Here is a 16,417-nt window from a genome sequence, read left to right as displayed (position 1 = left end):
CGGGGAGTAGTAGTGCCGCTTGGGGCGCTGGGCGATCGTGTCGTTCGCCATAGTGTGCGTGATGTTCATCGTGCACACGATGCCTCGACACTGGGTCTATCTCAAGATGGGATTGCCGGACGCTTACGTCCGTTCGTCCGCAATCTTTGCCTTCGTGAATTCATAAGCCATCGGCTTCTGTCCTCTCAAAAATATGCCCGGGGCCTAATTGAAACATCCGGGCGAGGGGCTCACTGGAGGCCCTACAGGGAGGGGGAGTCACGATGCCATGACTCATCTCTCACCGCAAGCGAGTATTTGGCGCCCGCTTTCGTCTTCGGCGGCTAACGACCACGCGGCTGAAGGCGCAAACGGTCGGTGAGCGCGGGTTGCGTGCAATCTACGTGAGAGTGCCTTGACATCGAGGGTTCCGCTTGTAGCTTGAAAGCACAAGAGGAACATTCGATGACCGCAAATCGCACCCGCCCTTCCCTCTCTGAAGTTGCCATCGCTCGCGGTTTGCGCCTGCACACGGTGCAGCGCAGCTACAGCGCTCACGCCGATGAGGTAGCAGCCTTCAATCGCCTATTGCTCACGTGCGACCGGGTGATCCGTGCGCTGCTCGCGCACCCTGCGGGCACAGTGGCATCCATCAATGGCTTCGGATATTGGCTCACCGTCTACGACGGTGCGCTGCACTTGGTAAGCGCAGGCCTTCTGCAGGACTTTCTTGACGATGATGTGATGTTTGTCGGTGAGTGCACAGGCCTTTCGGCCTCCGACCTCGACAACGTCGAGCAGTCGATGGACGCGTGGCTTTCGAGCCGCTTCTACCTGGAGTTCGATCCGCAGCGCCTGGATGCGCTTGTTCAACGTCAGCATCCCTCTGCCCCCGATGCAAGTCTGTAGGTTGTAGGACCGCTTCGGCCTGCTCAAGCCCCCGCCTGATGAAAAGAAAAAGGCCACCCGCGCGAGCAGGTGGCCTTCAGTTTTGTTGACTTCGGTGCGCGCGGGGAGCCCCCCAACCGACTTCTTCGTTCCAACAGCCGGCCTCGGGCTGTTCCTTGCTTTGGTGAGTGGGGGGCGGGGGCGAATGGGGCGTAACGACCCCCTTGCTTACTGGCTCAGCGCTGCTGTGCGTACGCGATCAGATGCGCTCGCCAGTCGTTCTCGCTGGGACGAGGGTGGCGCGGCACTGTGAGAGAACCGTCCTCGACCAGCTGGTCGATTTCGTCATCCCACAGATCGACGACGCTGTGCCCCTGCGGGGTGCTCAAACTCAGGTGCTTGCGATCGCGTTCGAACCAGACGCTGACGACGAGGTCGGCATCTGAGCATCCTGGAACGATCGAGGCGGGCTGCTGGCTCATAGGCCGCTCCCGTGCACGCCATGGCTGCTCGGCTGGCCCTGCAAAGCCACGGCCGCGGCGAGAAGCGCCGCCTCGCGCGCCACGCACTTGCCTGCCATGGTCATCGCCTGGAAGCCGGTGGCTGCGCAGAAGACCTCGCCCAGCCTAGTCGCGTGGGAGGTGCCCACGGCGGCACGGATGAGGTAGCGATTGGTCTCGACCGTCTCCGCGTACAGGCCTGGCGCGATCTGGCGCCCGCAGAAGACTCCGCCCAGGGTGTTGTTGCTGGACTTGCTCATTTCATTGGTGGATTGAGCGAGCCCATAACCCGTGCGGGCGCTGGGCCCGCGAGGGTGAAGGTGAGGAGCGGGTGAGTCGCCCCGGTGAATGCGTGTCGCCCAGGTGGGCACGCGCGAGATCGCATTGCGCGAAAACGCCGCAATTGTGCTCAAAGGCGCACCACCGCGCCACTGATGCGGCCTAGTACCGGGTTGTGCTGTGATATTCTCGGGTCTACCTTGGTGCTCGCACCATTCACCGTCTGCATGACGGTCTTCAACTTGACGGCATCCGCTGCCGTTCGCTCTTCGAGCAATCAAAAGGTCACCTGCACGTTGTGCCTGTGATCAGCGGTCAGAAGGCGCTTCATCTCTCGCTTCGGCAGGGGACTCTCCCGCCGCGCCTTTTGACTCACGCCCATGCGCCTCTCCAGGCGAGCCGGTGCGCGTCGTTCCTTGTGTGTTTTCTCGCGAGAACCCACAAGGGGCGACGTGCCCGGATTTCAGAATGGAGAGTCCCATGAGTGCCAACTGTGTGAATGCGCTGAAGGGCCCTGCCCTCTTGGCGAAAGCGGGTGTCACCTTTTCCGAAGCTCAGTGGCTGTACGCACAGCGTGCAACCCTTGGCGCGGCGCGCTGCGTCGACGATCAACGCCTGGTCGCGATCCGCAAGAAGGTCTCGGACTTTCTGAAGCGCCAGATGGAGATCGCCAATGCAGAGGTGGTCGTTGCGTAAGGTGCCGTCTTCACATCCCAAAAGGGGGTGCTCAGTAACATGGGCACCCCCTTTTTTCGTTTGCGCGCGCAGATCCGCGCTGGCGCTGCCAAAAGAAAAAGCCCCCCAGCTGTTCGCTGAGGGGCTTGGTACGTGGCCAGTCCAGCTTAGCCCTGGGTGCCCCGGGGCCGGTTGCTGTGGGTTAGCTCGGACCGCATCCGTTGCCGTAGGCACCGGGCGGCAGCGTCCATGGCTCCATGAACACAGAGCGGTTGAAGTGCTGGCTGTTGGCCAGCTCGACCCAGTACGGGTCGGTGTTGAAGGGCGTACCCTGCTCGGCTCGCACCTCGACAGAGTCTTTGCGGTGGATCGTCACCTTGAACTCGCGCTCGTAGCTGGCGATCTGCGTGAACTGCTGCGGGGCAATCGCGCGAATGGTTGCCCACTCGTCCTTGCCTCCGAACACACAGGCCCTGCACGACGCCCTGCTCCAGCCAAGCCAGTAGCAGGGGTGCGCGGTCACGCGCCAGCGCTCGATGATTTCCCACACCTGTTGCTCACTCCACGCGTGTACCGCGCGCCAAACGTCGATGTGACGTTTGACCTTGCGGCCATTGCGCAGGTCACAGCGGTGCGGTTCGAACACTTGGTAGCGTGATCGCGCGCTGCTCTCCTGTGCACGCTCGCCCGTGAGGACCAGCGTTTTGCCCTGCGTGAACTTGGGGTGGTTGTTCAGGTAGCGGCTGAAGCAGTCGATCTTGGCAACGCCGCTGCACCAGCGAACGCTCAGATCGGCCGACACCTGGGGAAACTTCCGCCTGGTGCCAGCCGGTCCGTCGCCGCCCAGCCTTCTGTGCCCCTCCCCATCGGGGATGAACACTGCGCCGGTGGCGGCCTGCTCGCGTAGCATCTCCTGCTCGATGCCGCCCTCGCGCCAACTGAAGGTCAGCGGCACGCCAAAAGCTTTGGCGATCTCCTCGCAGTAGCTCTCGGTGATCGGCCAATCCATGAGGGTTGAGCCCTCTCGTCCGTCCACAAGGTGGTGATGCAGTTCGATCTTGTGCTTGGGCACGCCCAGTTCGAGTACGTGCAGCAGCAGCGCGATCGAGTCCTTGCCCCCCGAGAACGCGATGCAAATGCGATCGTAGGCGTTGGGGTCCACATTCGCTGCGATCAAGGGCGACAGCGGCGCCGGCGTGCTGGGCTGACCACCGCGCAAGATGGCGATGTCCAGCCCCTGCTCGGCCAACCAGTCGAGATCGCTGATCTCCTCGTGAAGATCTTCGCTCATGCCGGCACGCGCGTTTCGGAGAGCACTTTGCGCGCGAGATGCTGGGCCCAGCTGATCTGCGGCGTGGCATACCCCATCGGGATACCCTCGCTGTGATCGGGCTCACGGAGGGCAAAGCCTGTGCCTTCGCGCTGCGGTGGACGCAGCACGCTCCATAGGAACGGGCCGTGCCACACATAGCCGCTCGGCAGCTTCTTGCGCAGGTAGGGCCCGCGCTCGATGAGGCGGTTTCGTAGCTCCAGGTCGCTCTTGCTGTAGTGCTCGCTGGGCACATAGACCGGGATCAGGTTGCCGCCTTGGTCGCGGCCGAGCTTGCCCGAGCTGCTCAGTCGGTAGAAGGTCTCCGCGTGGAAGAACTTCGACTCGCGACCGCTTGGCGTGCTCGCCCACCACAGAAAGGTGATGGGCGCCCGATGCAGATCCGTGTGGATGTAGGGATGACGCGTGTAGCCCGATTCCTTGGCCGAAACCAGGGGGGAGCGCATCGCACGTTCGATTTCGTTCATGGGTTTCTCCAGTGAGGACAAACCCATGGCCCCACGGGCGCTTAGGGCCCGTCCGGGTAGGTGGTGATGGTGCTGGTGGCTGTTAAGAGCCCCGCACATAGCGCCGGTTGGCGATACAGGGGGGATTGTCCCAACGGGCGTCGCCGAGGGCAATTCAGACGGCCCACGCCGCCCTGGCGAGGCGTTTCGGGCAAAAAAAAAGCCGACCTCGTAGGGTCGGCTTCCTTTCTTCTTACTGGCGCTGGGCGCCCCGAGCGCAAGGCTCAGTAGTTGAACGTCATGCTGGTGCGGATCGCGAAATCGCGGTTGCCCAGGGCGCGCACCTGCACGTGGCGGGTAGCGCAGCCACAGCAGTCATGTTCGTGTCTGCAGCGCGAGCCGCCGAGTGTGTCCACCAGGGCCTGCTTGACCTGCTCGCGGTCCAGGCCAGGTGCCACGCGGGCGCGCTGGATGTAGACAGGCCCGATGTCGTAGCCGTTGCCCGGCCGCAGTACACGCGGTGCGGTCAACTTCATGCTGCCCAGGTAGCGGCTGCTGTCCAGGTGGTCCCAGCCTGAGGCATAGCGCCGGCTGTTCCGCAGGGTGAGTCCGCCCTTGATCATCGCGCAGCTCCTTCGGCTTCGTCGTCGACGACATCGCGCTTGGCGTCCTCGATCTGCGCCACGGCATAGCGCAACGCAGTGACGAGTGCACCGCGGCGCTCCCGCTCGCCAGAGAAGTACGCCCCAGCGAAGTCGCCGTGGTGCACCCGCAGATGGTTCTGGATGGTCAGGCTCATAGCGTCCAGGGCATCCTCGCAGGACTGCCGGACCGCCTCGTTGAGTTCCTTGAGCGCCTGGACGTCATCGGGGCTGAGTCCATAGGCTTGCGGCTCCACCTCGAAGCGGCTGCAGGTGCTGCGCGAGGGATCCTCGATCGCGACGCCCGAGGGCTCGTCCACGAAGCCGATGACGGGGGTGTCGTCGGCCTCGATCACGGTGAGCTTGTGCGGGAACAGGTAGATCTGCGGCGCAATGACGGTGAGCACCTGGTCTCTCGCATAGCCGACGTGATCGATGCCCTCGTAGCCGACGACCACCCACGCGGTACTTTCGTGTCTGACGACGTTGACGTGCCCGTACATGTTCTGCGCGATCGGCGCAGTCCTCAGGTATGGGCAGCTTCTGAGGTCGACCAGATCGTCCTGCATCAGGTGCCGCGCCTGCTTCTTGAATACTTTGGTCATGGGGGAATGCAGTTGAAGCCCCCGGCAGACAAACCAGCCCTGCGGGATGGCGTGCATCCCGGGGCGGGGTTGGTGAATGTCGGCTCATGGCCGACGAATTGGCTGGTGCCAATACGGCTGGAAGATAGCCCGGCCGCTCTGATGCCGCAACCGATATGGCCCAGCAGCGTGGAGAAACGAAAAAGGCCGCACCCTCTCGGATGCGGCCTATCGGTGGTTGCTCGTCAGTACTGGCTTCATTCCCAGCACCAGAAGCCGCTGCCGATGGCGTAGACCTTGGTGGTCTGGCCTTGTACGTCGATGGTCTCGGCGTAGAACTCGGTGCGCTCCAGGTTGTTGTCGCCGCTGGGGTAGCTGAAGAAGTCCCTGGCCTGGTCATAGATCAGGCCGGGCATGTGCTTGCACAGCTCCAGGGCGCCTTCAAATTCGAAGTACGGGCAGCTCCAGCCATTCCATCGCGTGCCGTTGCTCAGGCAGTCGATCACGACGCCGTCCGGTAGCCAGTCGCCGCTGGCATGAGCCCGCGTGAACTCGGGCAGGCCGGTCGGCGTGAACTGGGCGTCGAACTCCGCGGCCGGCAAAGCGCGCACGATGCCACCGCCTTGGGCGGTGAAGCGCACCGTGTCGTCCGTTCGCTCCACGATTTGAAAGAGCGAGCCATTGGGCATCTTGTAGAGAACCCACGCTGGATCGTCTGAATGTTGTTGCATGGTGAGGTCCGATTTAGGGCGGGCCATGTCCCTCACGGGCGCCTGGCCCCGTTGAGGGAGGATGTCTGCATGGTGAACACCATGCGGCTGCGTTTGCAGTTGTGAGGAAATTCTGCGGTGGCCACGCGCATGCGTCCAGCAACCTGGTCCAGTGTTGAGGTGCGCGTTCTTGGCGCACTGGCTGGCTGCAGTGGTGCTTCATCGCACCACAGTCAACCCGGGCCCGGCGGTCTTGGGCTGACCTTCGAACTCGCGAAGCTGCTCATCCGTGGGCCAGGTGCCGTGTACCTTGACGTAGGCCAGTCGGCGCTGGTCGGCGGGGAAATTGATCTGGCCATCCGGCCCGAACTTCATGTCCTCGCAGGCCATCTCATGGCTCCAGCCCTCGCCATCGGTGTTCTCGACCCTGTGATGCGCAGCGCCGAGCTCACACATCGCGTTGAACTCGCGCGGCGTCCTGGGCTGCCACGGCGCGCGGGTGATCTGCTGAAACTGCAGCCACTCGTCCTGGCTCATGCTCAGGCGTCCGTTGGAAACGATCATTTTTCTCTCCTGCTTACCCGGTGGAGCCCGCGTTGCGGGCGTTCTTCATGCATGCATGGTAGCCCTGGGTGTGTGAGATTCAAGTCCGCCCACAAAGCAGAAAAGGCCACCCCGAAGGAGTGGCCTTTTCTTGATGTGTGCTTAGTGCACAACCTTCTTGCAGAACAGAGCCGCGACTTGGCGGTTCTGGCCGTACAGGAAGACTTCGAGCTTGTCGCGGACCCAACCCGGCAGGGAGGGAGCGTTGAGCGCCTGGACCAGCACCATGCGGTGGCCTTTGTCCATCACAGCGTCGAACAAGGCCTGCACTGCTTCCTCACCACCGTGTTGGATGGCGAGGTCGAGGGCTCGACCCGGTTTCTCGGCCAAGGACTTCACGATGAAGTCCATGTGGTCAAGGGCGGAAGCGTAGTCCGATTCGTATGCGGCGTTCATCATTTCTCTATCTCCATTAAAGGGAAAGAGACGAGTTCCACATACGCCCCGTGAGGGAACCGTGGTTCCCGTCCGGGTGGGTGAATTTCGGCGTTTGCCGACGACTTGGAGTGATCTCCAAAGGTGAAACGATTTGAGCACAAGCGTTGCGCGCTGTCTGCTCACCTGGTTCACTTGCGCCGCCGCCGGAGCGCCTTGCAGCGATGCAAAGTGCAAAGCGGTTTGCGCCTGCTTGAACTGCGCCAGGAGCCGCCTTACGCCCCGTTTTCCCTCTGGTGCGGCCCCTCGCAGGGTGCTGGTAAGCGCAAAGCGGTTGGCACCTCTTCGTGCCTGTAAGCGATTCCCCTGGCTCCAGGGTCGGCGCGTTCGTGCGCGATCAATCGCGCTGGGGGCCTTCGATGCTGCCGCTCAGGCGCGCGCCGCAGTGCACGTCCAGGCGGTCCTCGTAGCGGATCGTGCCGCTCACGCGCGCCGTTGGAGCCAACTCCAATGCCTTGCGTGCGACCAGCTCGCCCTTGAACGTGCCTTGGATGTAGATGATGTCGGCCTGCAGGGACTTGCAGTCGAGGACCGCGTTGGGGCCGATGTGGATCGCGCTTTCCTTGAGCAAGGCCAGCGTGCCCTTGAATTCGCCGTCGATGCGCACCGCGAGGTTCTCCGTGGCGGACATCGTGCCGTCCATCACTGCGCCGTGGGGCACGACGGTGGTGGCGCTCTCGAAGCTCTTCGCGTCGACGGTTCGCATGGCGGCGATGGCGGCCGAGGCGCTGGCGGTGATGGTGGGGTTGGTGGTCATCTTGGTACTCCAGTTCTGCTCTGCGCTCAGGCGATCTTCTTCATGGTGGCTTCGACCTCTGCGCCTTCAGCCATGGACATGCGTGCGTAGTTGATGTTGCCGCTTGCGCGTGCGCTCTCACCGAAGCTGACCACGCCACCGGAGGCGTCGATCACGCCGTGAGCGTGGCCTTCGATGAGGATGTGCTTGGAAGAGATCTCGCCCTCGATGCGGCCACCCTTGGCGATTACCAGCTTGGACTGGCCACTGAGCTCGACCCGGCCCTTGATCTCGCCCTCGACCGCGAAGTCGCAGGGGAAGGTCGCCTTGCCCTCGAAGGACAGCCCCGAGGGGAACGTGCATGCCGGCTTGGTCAAGCTATGGCTGCTCGGGGCAGCGCCTGCGGTCATCGCCAGGAATGACGGCTGGGCGTCGGCCGCCTTCACGGGCAGTGCCTGGTTGGGCTGAGCAGCCGCATTTGTTGCGGCCTCATCCAGTGCGGTCTCGCGCTGCAGGAATCGCGGCAGAGCCGGATCCAGCTGCAGATCCAGGGCAACTTCTTGGATGGCGGGACTGATGTTCATGTCCATGGGACTCTCCTTTCAAGGTGAAAAACGCGGGCTGTGCCCATACTGAAAATCGCAATCAGCGCTGTTGCTGATGTCTTGCAGGATCTGCTTGGCCTCGTTCGGCCCCTGTTCGTCGGTAGGCGGCAGCGGTGGGACCCGGCGCTCGGCCCAGGCGCCGCTTGGCACCCAGTACCAGGTGGGCACTCCCTTGGCGGCCAGGGAGCGGGCCATGTCCTGGCGCACCTGCAGGTACTCGGGCGAACTGCCGCGATCAAGGACGTCCAGTGCGGCGCGCGCGACGGGCTCACCGTTGGGCCCGATCACATGGCGCACCAGCCAGTCCGGCGCGGTCTTCTTCATCGGCTGCACATCCGCGAGTACTCGCTGGAAGGCGTGCCCGCGCTCAAGCAGCGCATCGACCAGCATCACTGTGTTGGGGCTGTTGGCGGGGATGAAGCTGCGCGGATGGACGTTCATCAGCCATGCGGCGCGCGCAAAAACGGCCCCCCGGTTGCTGCCCTCCACGATGAAGAAGCCCATGACCTCGGGTTGACGGCGGTCCTGAACGGGTGCTGCAAGTCGCCCCGAAAGCGCTCTCTCGACCCGATCCTGGTTGTCGTTGGCCTGTAGCTGGCGGATGGGCGCGCGGCAGTCGTTGCGTACGAACTCCAGAGCCGCGTCGGACAGGCCGATGGGGTGGCGCAAGTGACGCAGGTGCATCACCGGGGGACGGTTTGCCGGAACGGCCAGGCTGCGCACCGGCGCGATGAGCAGGCGAAGACCAGCGTTGGCGCCGCCGCGCCTGTTCAGGCTGTCGACGAAGCCGTTCCACTCGGTGTTGACCTGTTCACGCGCGCTTTCGCGAAACGGGCGAGGCGCGAAAAGCAGTTCTTCCAGGGGCTGGCCGTTGACACTCATGGTCGCGGCGACTTGGTGCAGCTGGTAGCGAGCGCGGCCCCAATCCCGGCGCCAGGAGGGGTGCCAGCGGCACAACTGCGCCTCCTCCCACAACCCCATGGCCAAGGTCTTGAGGTTGATGGCGCGCTGCCCACTGGCCCCGGGCGCGCGCTGGCCAGGCACGCTCAGCGTGATCTCGTGGCGCACGACAGGCGCTTGCGACGGCGCGTGGGCAAGGTTGACTTGGGCTTGGCCAGCAGGGGCCTTGGCCGTGGGCGCTGCCGTCTGCTTGGTGGGCAGGGTGGTTGGTGCGGGCGCGGGGCGCGCTGGAGCGCTGGCGACGTGCGCCTTGGGCTCCTCAATGTGGCGCAGGCCGGCCGACGCGGTGGCCGCGCCGAGGAGTTCGTCGCGGAAGAACGCGCACTCGGAATCGTGCTGGGGACCTTCGTTGGGCCACACCGCCAGGTGAAACCTCTCATCGCGGAGGCGCACCTGCAGCTTGAGCGGCTGCCTGCGGCACAGGCACAGGGCGTGGCCATACCTGTGTCGAGCATGCTCCATCGCCAGTTGAAGCTCTGCCGCGTGCTGCGCGCTATCCAGCTCGGCTTGCCCAAAGGCCTTGCCTCCGATCATCAGTCGGATGGCCTGCTGGGTGGCGATGGGGGGGGTATTCATACTTTGTGGCTCCGGCCACGGCGGTCTTGGTGTAGAGCCCAAATTGTTGGGCCGCCGCGCGCCGTGCTCGCCACCTCCAACGACCCCAATCCGGCTCGTTGGAAGGGCGAACCGAGTTTCTCGCGGTACTTTTACCGCTTCAAGCCCAGATCGAAGACCGATGTGATGTGCCCGCGTCCGGCCGTGATGGCGCGCACGTTGGTCTTGGCCTCCTCGGGCGAGACACCTGACAGGCCCTCGACCCAGACCGCCTCGTCGCCCCGCCCTTCCTCCTCCTCCTCGACCAACATCTCGTGGGCTTGCAGGATGGTGTATTTGTTGCGCGCGAGGTTGGCCCGGGCTTGCCATGCGCGCCGCATCCAGACCATGCCCGTCCAGGTCAGCGTGATCATGCTGTTGCGCCCGAGCTCCTCTTCGCGCTGGTTGTCAGCTTGATCGTCGGACTCGGGAAACGTGACGAGCGAGACGAGTTTGAGGCGCTCCATCGTGCGCAGCGTGCGTCGCATTGCGCGCTTGCGCATGATCGGGGATTCGATTCCCTTGATGCGGTCCGCGAGCATCGTGAAGGTGCTCACGCCCTCGCGCTGGTAGAGCCATGACAGGATGGTGGTCCTCTCGCAGCGCTGGCTGGTCTGCGGTACATGGTCGACCAGCCGATGAAGCTCTTCGTCCAGCCTCTGCCAGTGCGGATGCGTGAGGAACTCTTCGATGTCGATGCCATCCAGGCCGGGTTCCGCTTCTACTTCCGCTTCCGCCTCTACTACGGCTGCGCCCTCCTCTGAGTGCTCCTCTGTATCGAGCAACTGCGTCTGAGTGGGCGCATCCACGGGCGTACTCTCGGCCGACGGCATCTTGGCCTGCTCGTTCGTCCCCCCGTTTGCGACCTCTGGTGCCGACGGATCGCCTTCAACCTTTAGCTTGGCACGCCCGGCGCTGCTGCTGCGCCTCTTCTTCGGGGCGGATGGTTCGGCGCTGCCCTGAGGGGCTAGTCTGGTGGCCACGTCCTGCGGTGCCGAGGCTTGCAGCGCCAACTCGGGTGCGCTTTCAATCCCCACGACAGACGCGGCTACGGGCTCACCCCTTGCGATCAGGCTCTCGATTTCATGCTGCAGTGTCGCTGGCAACTGCTGGAACGCCTGTTCGTTGCGCAACTTGCGTACGGCCTCATATAGCGCCCCCTTAGGCTGGGTATCGCCTTCTGCCCTGGCATCGAGAAGCATGCTAGGCGTAATGCGCCTCTTGCCTTGGGCCGCGGCCATGCTCATGCCCTGTGCGATGCGCTCGCCAGCCTTGTCGCCATGCACGCGCAGAGCCTTGTGCGCTGCGGAGATCGTGATGACCTCCAGGGCGACCATCTCGCGCACTTGCGCAGGGGCACCCGCCAGCATCAATTGGTTGGTGATGTGAACCTTGGAGCACTTCATGTGCAGGGCGATCTGGCGCACAGACCATCCGCCATCCAGTAGGCGCTTGCACTCGTCGGCGTGCTCCAGTTGGCGCAGCGACAGGCGCTTCGGCTTGTTGGCCTTGCGAGGCGCTGTCTTGGCTTCCTTGGTGCAAAGCGGTTTGCGGTTTTCCGGCGTGTCCGTCATGAAGGGCTCCGATGCTGGGATGCGCGTTCCAGGCACGCCAAAGGCGTGGCACCGTGCGCTTTGCGTGCATTTTTGGACGGCCAGGTCGTGTTCGCCTCCCGCCATCTGCGCAGCTTTGCCCCGTTGGCCGTGGATTGGCCCGCCTAGCTACTGCTTTCGAACTACGCTCGCACGGCATCGAATCGCAAAGCGGTTTGCGCTCAAAGAAGAAAGCCCCGCCATTTTGGTGGCGGGGCTTTGAGGGGTGCAGCGTTCAGGCTGCCAGCAGTTCAAGCTGCTGTTCGAACAGGGTTGCGCATCGCTGGCGCAGCTCGTTCGTGTCGCGTTGGCCGTGCAGGGTGTTCGCCTGGCGCCAGCGCGTTCGGCGCAGGATCGCATCGATCTGGTTGGAGCGCCCTTTGGCGATCTGCAGCGTGCCGTAGCCGAGATAGGTCATATAGCCCGCTGCCCAGTCTGGGTGATCGTCTAAGCAGTGGTCTTTCACCATCTCACGGCCGCAGAACTCGATGAAGTCGATCGCGCCCTCCTCATCGACTTCCATGCCTTCTTCGGCTTCGTCGTCGATGACCAGGTTGCCGCTTGCCAGTGCCCGCAGGTTGAGCCCGCAGGCCTCGCCGTGCAACTCTCGCATTGCGTCGCGCAGGCCACTCATGCTGTTGGGCCCGTCCACCTGCTCCCACTGCTTGCCCACGAAGAGTCGTCCGATCTTGGGGGTCGGCGTTTTCGGGATGCGCCCCGTCTGGGGAGGGTGGTACCGCTGCCCATCCTCCACCTCGAAGTAGACCTTCAAGGCGGTGAACGGCGGGTGCAGGCCATAGAGGGACCAACGCGCGTCGATCGCAACGAGTTGCTGGTAGCTGATGATCTGCACGCCCGACTCGACCTGAGCCGTGAGCGTGTAGCGCAGCAACTCGACCACCATCTCGGGCGAGTAGGTATCGGCGCCGATGTTGATGTAGCCATCCTCGTCCACCGTGCGACCCACGAACTGACGTCTGTTCCAGTCGTATTGGGTCTCGCTGATGAAGTTTCTCAGCGCGGCCAGCGGCTTGAGGTAGCTATAGCGTTGCAGGTCCGAGGCAATGAGGTTGTCCATCGAACGGTCGGTCGCCACGCGGGAGCACGCCCAGCAGCCGAAGCGACTACCGCATGCAGCCTTGTTGCTGGCCGACTGTATGTCGGCTACGACGACGCATGAGCTTGCTCCAGCCGCCGCGTAGATGCGTATGACATCGGCGAAGTCAGAATAGCTCGGCTCAACGCCGGCGGCGCAGTAGCCCAGGTACTCCCACACGTCATCGACAGTGAAGTCCAGGATCGGGGAGGCGCGCAGCTTGCCCCCGTCGTTCTCCCAGACGCCTTCAGCGACCTCGCCTCGTTTCTTGATGCGCAGATCGCGTGCGATGGATTCATCCTGGCGAACGCCAGTCATCACCACCACATCGCGCACATCGTCGCGTTTGGTGAGGTCCTTGTAGGCCTGCTCGATCAGGCGCGTGTTCACCGCCACCTTCCAGTCCGTTGAGCAGTCTGCTCGCGAGTCGGGAAACGATGGCAGGCCTCGCCCGCCGATGACGCGCACCGGAAACGATGCGGACAACGTGGGTTGCCCAATGCGCACCTCCAGCTCCAGGCCGTGGGCCTTGGCGTAGTCGCGCATCTTGCCGAGTTCGGACCGGGCGAGCTGCTCGATCTCGGGTTGTTCTACCCCAGTGTTGGAGTGCACAACCAGGATCGGCGTTGGCGCGCCGCCTTGCTCTTTCATCTCGCGCGCGGTGTTGAGCACCAGGTTGGCGAGCGTGGATGAGTCCTTACCGGAAGAGAACGCCACCACCAGGGCCAGGCCCTGGTTCATGAGGCTGCGGATGCGCCGCATCGCGCGCTGGGTGGGGGATTCCTTGCGGATGGGGATGAGCATGCCGAATGCTCGTTCCTTCTCCTTGGTGCTTTCCTGCTCGCGTTGCTCGAACAGTTCGCTTTGCATGGGTTGCTCCATGAAGGCGAGGCACGAACGCCGCGAGGCATTCGATACCTCGCAGGGTTGTGGTTGGCGCCCAGCTAGGCCGGGCGGTTTGTGGTTTCTGTGCGCCGCTCAGTTGCGCAGACCGAGGGCTTCGCGCCGGTCGCGGGTCGTGAGCACGGTGTTGCAGCGCGCGAGTTGCTGGTAGGCGATGGCGGGCACCGCTGCGGTCCATTGCAGGCCGTAGCGCGCGACAAGCGTCTTGAACGTGGCCAGCGCGTGCTCGCGCGTGATGGGCTCATGCGCGGGCTCTGCCGGTAAGGGGGCGCTGTGTTGGTTCATGGTGGGTCCTCAAACGAGTTGCGACCCACCACCACAAGGTGATAGGTCCTTGCGGGGTTGATGCATCTGGAGCCTCGGGGCTCCACTGCGAAATCGTCCATGACGAAAGCGACAGTCAGAATAGCCGCCGGGCAGCGTTGGCTCAAGCGACCTGGCCCTCCTCTGCCACAGCGCAGGGAACCCTCCCGGCGCAATGTGGTATCTCACGCTTGTTGCGGCGATGGCGCGCGGGGCGTGCTCCCCTACGCTTTGCGCTCGCGCGCCCTTGACGCGCAGGCATTCCATGCAAGGATGTTTTTGAGTGGCCGCCGGTCACCCAACCTGACGTTCAGAATGAAATACCTACTCCTCTCCAACGGCCTGCGCATGGCGGGCCTTCCTCGTTGGGCAGCCCGTGCGCTGTCCCGTTTGCTCCTGATCGGCGCGGTGTTGGGCGGCGCCTCTCAGTTGTGGGCCGCCGAGCTCGCCGGGCGCGTGGTCGGCGTATCCGATGGCGACACCATCACCGTGCTCACGGCGAGCAAGCAAAGCGTGCGCGTTCGCCTGCAAGGCATCGACGCGCCCGAGTCGCATCAGGCCTTTGGCTCGGTGTCCAAGCGCGCGCTGTCTGGGCGGGTCTTCGGCAAGCACGTTTCTGTTCGCTACGACACCCAGGACCGCTACGGGCGCGTCCTTGGCGTGGTTTACCTCGGCAGCGAGGATGTGAACTTGGCCATGGTGCGCGACGGCATGGCTTGGCATTACAAGTTCTACGCGCGCGACCAATCCCCCGCCGATCGACAGCGCTATGCCTTGGCCGAGGAAGGGGCGCAGACGGCACGCATCGGGCTTTGGCGTGATGCCAGCCCGACGCCCCCCTGGGACTTCCGTCGAGCACAGCGTTGAGGCGCGCCATGGCACGCCTGCGCGACAACCAGCAATCCAGGGTCTACCGCTGTGAGGCCAAAGCGAGCAAGACGCTGCGCCGCCTGGATGGCGCGAGCTGGACTGTGCATCGGCACACGGAGTCCGAATTCGACACGCTGCAGGAATGCGCGGACTTCCTCAACCCGATCTGGCGCCGCGAACGCGGCCGCTACGCCTTGGCCGGACAGGTAGCGCATCCGATTGAGCGCCCAAGCTGGGGACAGCGCAGCGCGCTCGCTCACCGTGACCACCGCATCACCTTGCCGCGCTGGGCGCGCAATCGGTGGGTGATCCTGCATGAGGCAGCACACCGGCTTTGCCCCGCCAACGAGGATCACGGTCCGCGGTTCGTGGGTGTGCTGATCGGCCTGCTGGCGCGCTACGCTGGCTACGATGTCCAGGAGTTGATGGGCGAGGCCTTCGAACTCGATGCCTCCTGGCGACAGGTGCGTGGCGCCTCGCTGCACCTGGTGCGCTCCGGCGTTGCTCGCTTGAAGCGCGACCTTCTCGTTCTCCTGCCCGGCGCGCCGCTGGCCGCGGCGGCACAGTAGACTTGGCGCCATGGGCAGCAAGAGCCGGGGCAGCAGCCAAAGAAAGGGCCGAAGCAGGCCGTTCACGCCGAGGTGGAAGCCTGCGCTGAACACGTTGGAGATTGCCGCCTCCAAGGCCAGTCGCCTCAGCCCGGAAGTGGTCGCCTCCCTGCGCAAGTCGCTCGATGACTCACTGGGCGACCTCACGCGCGCGGAACGCTCCCAGGTGGCTTGGCGAGACCTTCGCATGGCTTGTGTAATGTCTCGCCGCGTGGAGGTCTTGGGTGTGGTCAAGGGGCTGGGTGGTGTCATCGATACAGCCTTCGTGGCGCTCGATGCCATCCGAGAGCGCAGCATGGCAAGTGGCGAATGGCGCCACTGCATCCCGAGTGATCGCGACCTTGCGGCCCTGCGTGAGATGGCGCACTGCCACGTCTTCCAGCTTGAGCAGCTTAGCGCGGGCGAGTTCGAGCGTGCGCTGCTGGCCGCGCGCAGCGAAATTGCGGCCATGCCAAGGCTTATGGGCCCAAGCCTCGCTGCCTGAGTCTAATAGAAAAAGCCCCACCGCTTGCCAAGCTGCTGCTTGGGTTGCGATGGGGCTTTCCCGTTTCAGGCTCAGAAGAAGGCCGCGGCCAGCTCGTCCATGTTGTCGTACACCGCTGAGGCTCTGGGCTCGCAGCGGCTGATGGTCCGCTCGGCGCTGCCGGAAGCACTGCAGGCCTCATTGCTGGGCGCTTGCAGCACCATCAACACCGTGGGCACGTCCGTGCCCGCAGCCTTGAAGGCCCCGCGTTCGATCTGACGCACCGTGAGCGCGTGTTCCTCCACCCAACGGGCGAAGACTCGGCTCTTGGCGTTGTCGGACGTCTGCCAGGTGGTCGATGCAATGGCAGCGAGGCGCCCGCCAGGCCTGACGAAGCGCATGGCGTGCTCGATATGCGCAATGTCCTTGCCGCCAGAGAACGGTGGGTTGAGCAAAACGCGGTCGAAGATCGGCTGCGGTGGCACCTGCAGGGGTCCATTTGATTTCAGTGTCAAAAGTGACGGTTCGCTTCCCCAGCAACGGCGCGGGCATGGGCAGGTAACTTGTTGATTTCAAAGGGATTGCTGTTCGGTATTTCGCCGCGTATCGTTGGCTGC

General features: G+C 63.9%; 21 protein-coding genes. 5 read left to right on the top strand and 16 right to left on the bottom strand.

Translation table 11 applies throughout. The annotated features are described in order from the left end of the window. Window positions 1–444: 444 nt before the first annotated feature. On the top strand, window positions 445–888 hold the full coding sequence (locus tag BHU06_RS21670) for a hypothetical protein (protein ID WP_070401312.1): 444 nt from the start codon (window positions 445–447) through the stop codon (window positions 886–888). A 215-nt stretch (window positions 889–1,103) separates the two neighbouring features. Here the strand turns inward: BHU06_RS21670 and BHU06_RS22720 are convergent, their stop codons facing one another. Together BHU06_RS22720 and BHU06_RS21660 are read right to left on the bottom strand one after the other, a co-directional pair. Next, window positions 1,104–1,349 (bottom strand): hypothetical protein, encoded by a 246-nt coding sequence (locus tag BHU06_RS22720; protein ID WP_139147175.1) that lies wholly within the window; start codon window positions 1,347–1,349, stop codon window positions 1,104–1,106. After that, window positions 1,346–1,627: a hypothetical protein gene (locus BHU06_RS21660; protein WP_070401310.1), complete on the bottom strand. Its 282-nt coding sequence runs from the start codon at window positions 1,625–1,627 to the stop codon at window positions 1,346–1,348. Before BHU06_RS21660 ends, BHU06_RS22720 begins: the two co-directional genes overlap by 4 nt. A gap of 499 nt (window positions 1,628–2,126) precedes the next feature. Here BHU06_RS21660 and BHU06_RS21655 point away from each other — a divergent pair, with 499 nt between their 5' ends. Beyond that, a complete protein-coding gene (locus BHU06_RS21655; RefSeq protein WP_070401309.1) occupies window positions 2,127–2,342 on the top strand; it encodes a hypothetical protein in 216 nt (71 codons plus the stop codon). A 181-nt stretch (window positions 2,343–2,523) separates the two neighbouring features. On the opposite strand, the gene BHU06_RS21650 is transcribed toward BHU06_RS21655, so the two are convergent. The 13 genes from BHU06_RS21650 to BHU06_RS21590 all read right to left on the bottom strand — a co-directional run bounded on the left by BHU06_RS21650 (window position 2,524) and on the right by BHU06_RS21590 (window position 13,841). After that, a complete protein-coding gene (locus tag BHU06_RS21650) occupies window positions 2,524–3,612 on the bottom strand; it encodes a phosphoadenosine phosphosulfate reductase family protein (RefSeq protein WP_139147174.1) in 1,089 nt (362 codons plus the stop codon). Further along, window positions 3,609–4,118, bottom strand: coding sequence for a hypothetical protein (locus BHU06_RS21645; protein WP_070401308.1), 510 nt, complete (start codon window positions 4,116–4,118; stop codon window positions 3,609–3,611). The genes BHU06_RS21650 and BHU06_RS21645 overlap by 4 nt, the downstream gene beginning before the upstream one ends. A gap of 263 nt (window positions 4,119–4,381) precedes the next feature. After that, window positions 4,382–4,720: a hypothetical protein gene (locus BHU06_RS21640; protein WP_070401307.1), complete on the bottom strand. Its 339-nt coding sequence runs from the start codon at window positions 4,718–4,720 to the stop codon at window positions 4,382–4,384. Beyond that, on the bottom strand, window positions 4,717–5,400 hold the full coding sequence (locus BHU06_RS21635) for a hypothetical protein (protein WP_070401306.1): 684 nt from the start codon (window positions 5,398–5,400) through the stop codon (window positions 4,717–4,719). Before BHU06_RS21635 ends, BHU06_RS21640 begins: the two co-directional genes overlap by 4 nt. Window positions 5,401–5,579: 179 nt before the next feature. Further along, window positions 5,580–6,053, bottom strand: a complete 474-nt coding sequence (locus BHU06_RS21630; protein ID WP_139147173.1) for a hypothetical protein — start codon at window positions 6,051–6,053, stop codon at window positions 5,580–5,582. A gap of 198 nt (window positions 6,054–6,251) precedes the next feature. Further along, window positions 6,252–6,596, bottom strand: a complete 345-nt coding sequence (locus BHU06_RS21625; protein WP_070401304.1) for a hypothetical protein — start codon at window positions 6,594–6,596, stop codon at window positions 6,252–6,254. Window positions 6,597–6,737: 141 nt separating this feature from the next. Continuing rightward, a complete protein-coding gene (locus BHU06_RS21620) occupies window positions 6,738–7,031 on the bottom strand; it encodes a hypothetical protein (protein ID WP_254668220.1) in 294 nt (97 codons plus the stop codon). A gap of 376 nt (window positions 7,032–7,407) precedes the next feature. After that, window positions 7,408–7,827, bottom strand: a complete 420-nt coding sequence (locus BHU06_RS21615; protein ID WP_070401302.1) for a polymer-forming cytoskeletal protein — start codon at window positions 7,825–7,827, stop codon at window positions 7,408–7,410. A 26-nt stretch (window positions 7,828–7,853) separates the two neighbouring features. Next, on the bottom strand, window positions 7,854–8,396 hold the full coding sequence (locus tag BHU06_RS21610; RefSeq protein ID WP_070401301.1) for a polymer-forming cytoskeletal protein: 543 nt from the start codon (window positions 8,394–8,396) through the stop codon (window positions 7,854–7,856). A 12-nt stretch (window positions 8,397–8,408) separates the two neighbouring features. Continuing rightward, complete coding sequence (locus BHU06_RS21605) at window positions 8,409–9,947, bottom strand: DUF1173 family protein (protein ID WP_070401300.1); 1,539 nt, start codon at window positions 9,945–9,947, stop codon at window positions 8,409–8,411. A 131-nt stretch (window positions 9,948–10,078) separates the two neighbouring features. After that, on the bottom strand, window positions 10,079–11,539 hold the full coding sequence (locus tag BHU06_RS22715; RefSeq protein ID WP_070401299.1) for a hypothetical protein: 1,461 nt from the start codon (window positions 11,537–11,539) through the stop codon (window positions 10,079–10,081). A gap of 253 nt (window positions 11,540–11,792) precedes the next feature. Further along, on the bottom strand, window positions 11,793–13,523 hold the full coding sequence (locus tag BHU06_RS21595; protein ID WP_070401298.1) for a phosphoadenosine phosphosulfate reductase family protein: 1,731 nt from the start codon (window positions 13,521–13,523) through the stop codon (window positions 11,793–11,795). A gap of 108 nt (window positions 13,524–13,631) precedes the next feature. Next, window positions 13,632–13,841: a hypothetical protein gene (locus BHU06_RS21590; RefSeq protein WP_070401297.1), complete on the bottom strand. Its 210-nt coding sequence runs from the start codon at window positions 13,839–13,841 to the stop codon at window positions 13,632–13,634. 333 nt (window positions 13,842–14,174) lie between these two features. Between BHU06_RS21590 and BHU06_RS21585 the strand changes: the two genes are divergently transcribed. Genes BHU06_RS21585 through BHU06_RS21575 form a run of 3 tightly spaced genes read left to right on the top strand, consistent with a single transcriptional unit; the run spans window position 14,175 to window position 15,821 of the window. Next, entirely contained in the window at window positions 14,175–14,726 is a 552-nt protein-coding gene (locus tag BHU06_RS21585) for a thermonuclease family protein (RefSeq protein WP_254668219.1), read from the top strand. Window positions 14,727–14,734: 8 nt separating this feature from the next. After that, window positions 14,735–15,298, top strand: coding sequence for a hypothetical protein (locus BHU06_RS21580; protein ID WP_070401296.1), 564 nt, complete (start codon window positions 14,735–14,737; stop codon window positions 15,296–15,298). 10 nt (window positions 15,299–15,308) lie between these two features. Then, window positions 15,309–15,821 (top strand): hypothetical protein, encoded by a 513-nt coding sequence (locus tag BHU06_RS21575; RefSeq protein WP_139147172.1) that lies wholly within the window; start codon window positions 15,309–15,311, stop codon window positions 15,819–15,821. A gap of 71 nt (window positions 15,822–15,892) precedes the next feature. Here BHU06_RS21575 and BHU06_RS21570 read toward each other — a convergent pair whose 3' ends face one another. Further along, on the bottom strand, window positions 15,893–16,285 hold the full coding sequence (locus tag BHU06_RS21570) for a hypothetical protein (protein ID WP_070401294.1): 393 nt from the start codon (window positions 16,283–16,285) through the stop codon (window positions 15,893–15,895). Between the last annotated feature and the right edge of the window lie 132 nt (window positions 16,286–16,417).

Source organism: Hydrogenophaga sp. PML113, from assembly GCF_001777155.1.
In the GTDB taxonomy this organism is placed as follows: Bacteria; Pseudomonadota; Gammaproteobacteria; order Burkholderiales; family Burkholderiaceae_C; genus Hydrogenophaga; species Hydrogenophaga borbori.
Note: the sequence above shows the minus strand (reverse complement) of the source record. Positions and strands in the feature narration are given on the sequence as shown.

Excerpts from the sequence above, each read along its gene's own strand:
- BHU06_RS21670 (WP_070401312.1), top strand. The coding sequence starts at position 445 with ATGACCGCAAATCGCACCCGCCCTTCCCTCTCTGAAGTTGCCATCGCT.
- BHU06_RS22720 (WP_139147175.1), bottom strand. The coding sequence starts at position 1,349 with ATGAGCCAGCAGCCCGCCTCGATCGTTCCAGGATGCTCAGATGCCGAC.
- BHU06_RS21660 (WP_070401310.1), bottom strand. The coding sequence starts at position 1,627 with ATGAGCAAGTCCAGCAACAACACCCTGGGCGGAGTCTTCTGCGGGCGC.
- BHU06_RS21655 (WP_070401309.1), top strand. The coding sequence starts at position 2,127 with ATGAGTGCCAACTGTGTGAATGCGCTGAAGGGCCCTGCCCTCTTGGCG.
- BHU06_RS21650 (WP_139147174.1), bottom strand. The coding sequence starts at position 3,612 with ATGAGCGAAGATCTTCACGAGGAGATCAGCGATCTCGACTGGTTGGCC.
- BHU06_RS21645 (WP_070401308.1), bottom strand. The coding sequence starts at position 4,118 with ATGAACGAAATCGAACGTGCGATGCGCTCCCCCCTGGTTTCGGCCAAG.
- BHU06_RS21640 (WP_070401307.1), bottom strand. The coding sequence starts at position 4,720 with ATGATCAAGGGCGGACTCACCCTGCGGAACAGCCGGCGCTATGCCTCA.
- BHU06_RS21635 (WP_070401306.1), bottom strand. The coding sequence starts at position 5,400 with ATGCACGCCATCCCGCAGGGCTGGTTTGTCTGCCGGGGGCTTCAACTG.
- BHU06_RS21630 (WP_139147173.1), bottom strand. The coding sequence starts at position 6,053 with ATGCAACAACATTCAGACGATCCAGCGTGGGTTCTCTACAAGATGCCC.
- BHU06_RS21625 (WP_070401304.1), bottom strand. The coding sequence starts at position 6,596 with ATGATCGTTTCCAACGGACGCCTGAGCATGAGCCAGGACGAGTGGCTG.
- BHU06_RS21620 (WP_254668220.1), bottom strand. The coding sequence starts at position 7,031 with ATGAACGCCGCATACGAATCGGACTACGCTTCCGCCCTTGACCACATG.
- BHU06_RS21615 (WP_070401302.1), bottom strand. The coding sequence starts at position 7,827 with ATGACCACCAACCCCACCATCACCGCCAGCGCCTCGGCCGCCATCGCC.
- BHU06_RS21610 (WP_070401301.1), bottom strand. The coding sequence starts at position 8,396 with ATGGACATGAACATCAGTCCCGCCATCCAAGAAGTTGCCCTGGATCTG.
- BHU06_RS21605 (WP_070401300.1), bottom strand. The coding sequence starts at position 9,947 with ATGAATACCCCCCCCATCGCCACCCAGCAGGCCATCCGACTGATGATC.
- BHU06_RS22715 (WP_070401299.1), bottom strand. The coding sequence starts at position 11,539 with ATGACGGACACGCCGGAAAACCGCAAACCGCTTTGCACCAAGGAAGCC.
- BHU06_RS21595 (WP_070401298.1), bottom strand. The coding sequence starts at position 13,523 with ATGCAAAGCGAACTGTTCGAGCAACGCGAGCAGGAAAGCACCAAGGAG.
- BHU06_RS21590 (WP_070401297.1), bottom strand. The coding sequence starts at position 13,841 with ATGAACCAACACAGCGCCCCCTTACCGGCAGAGCCCGCGCATGAGCCC.
- BHU06_RS21585 (WP_254668219.1), top strand. The coding sequence starts at position 14,175 with ATGAAATACCTACTCCTCTCCAACGGCCTGCGCATGGCGGGCCTTCCT.
- BHU06_RS21580 (WP_070401296.1), top strand. The coding sequence starts at position 14,735 with ATGGCACGCCTGCGCGACAACCAGCAATCCAGGGTCTACCGCTGTGAG.
- BHU06_RS21575 (WP_139147172.1), top strand. The coding sequence starts at position 15,309 with ATGGGCAGCAAGAGCCGGGGCAGCAGCCAAAGAAAGGGCCGAAGCAGG.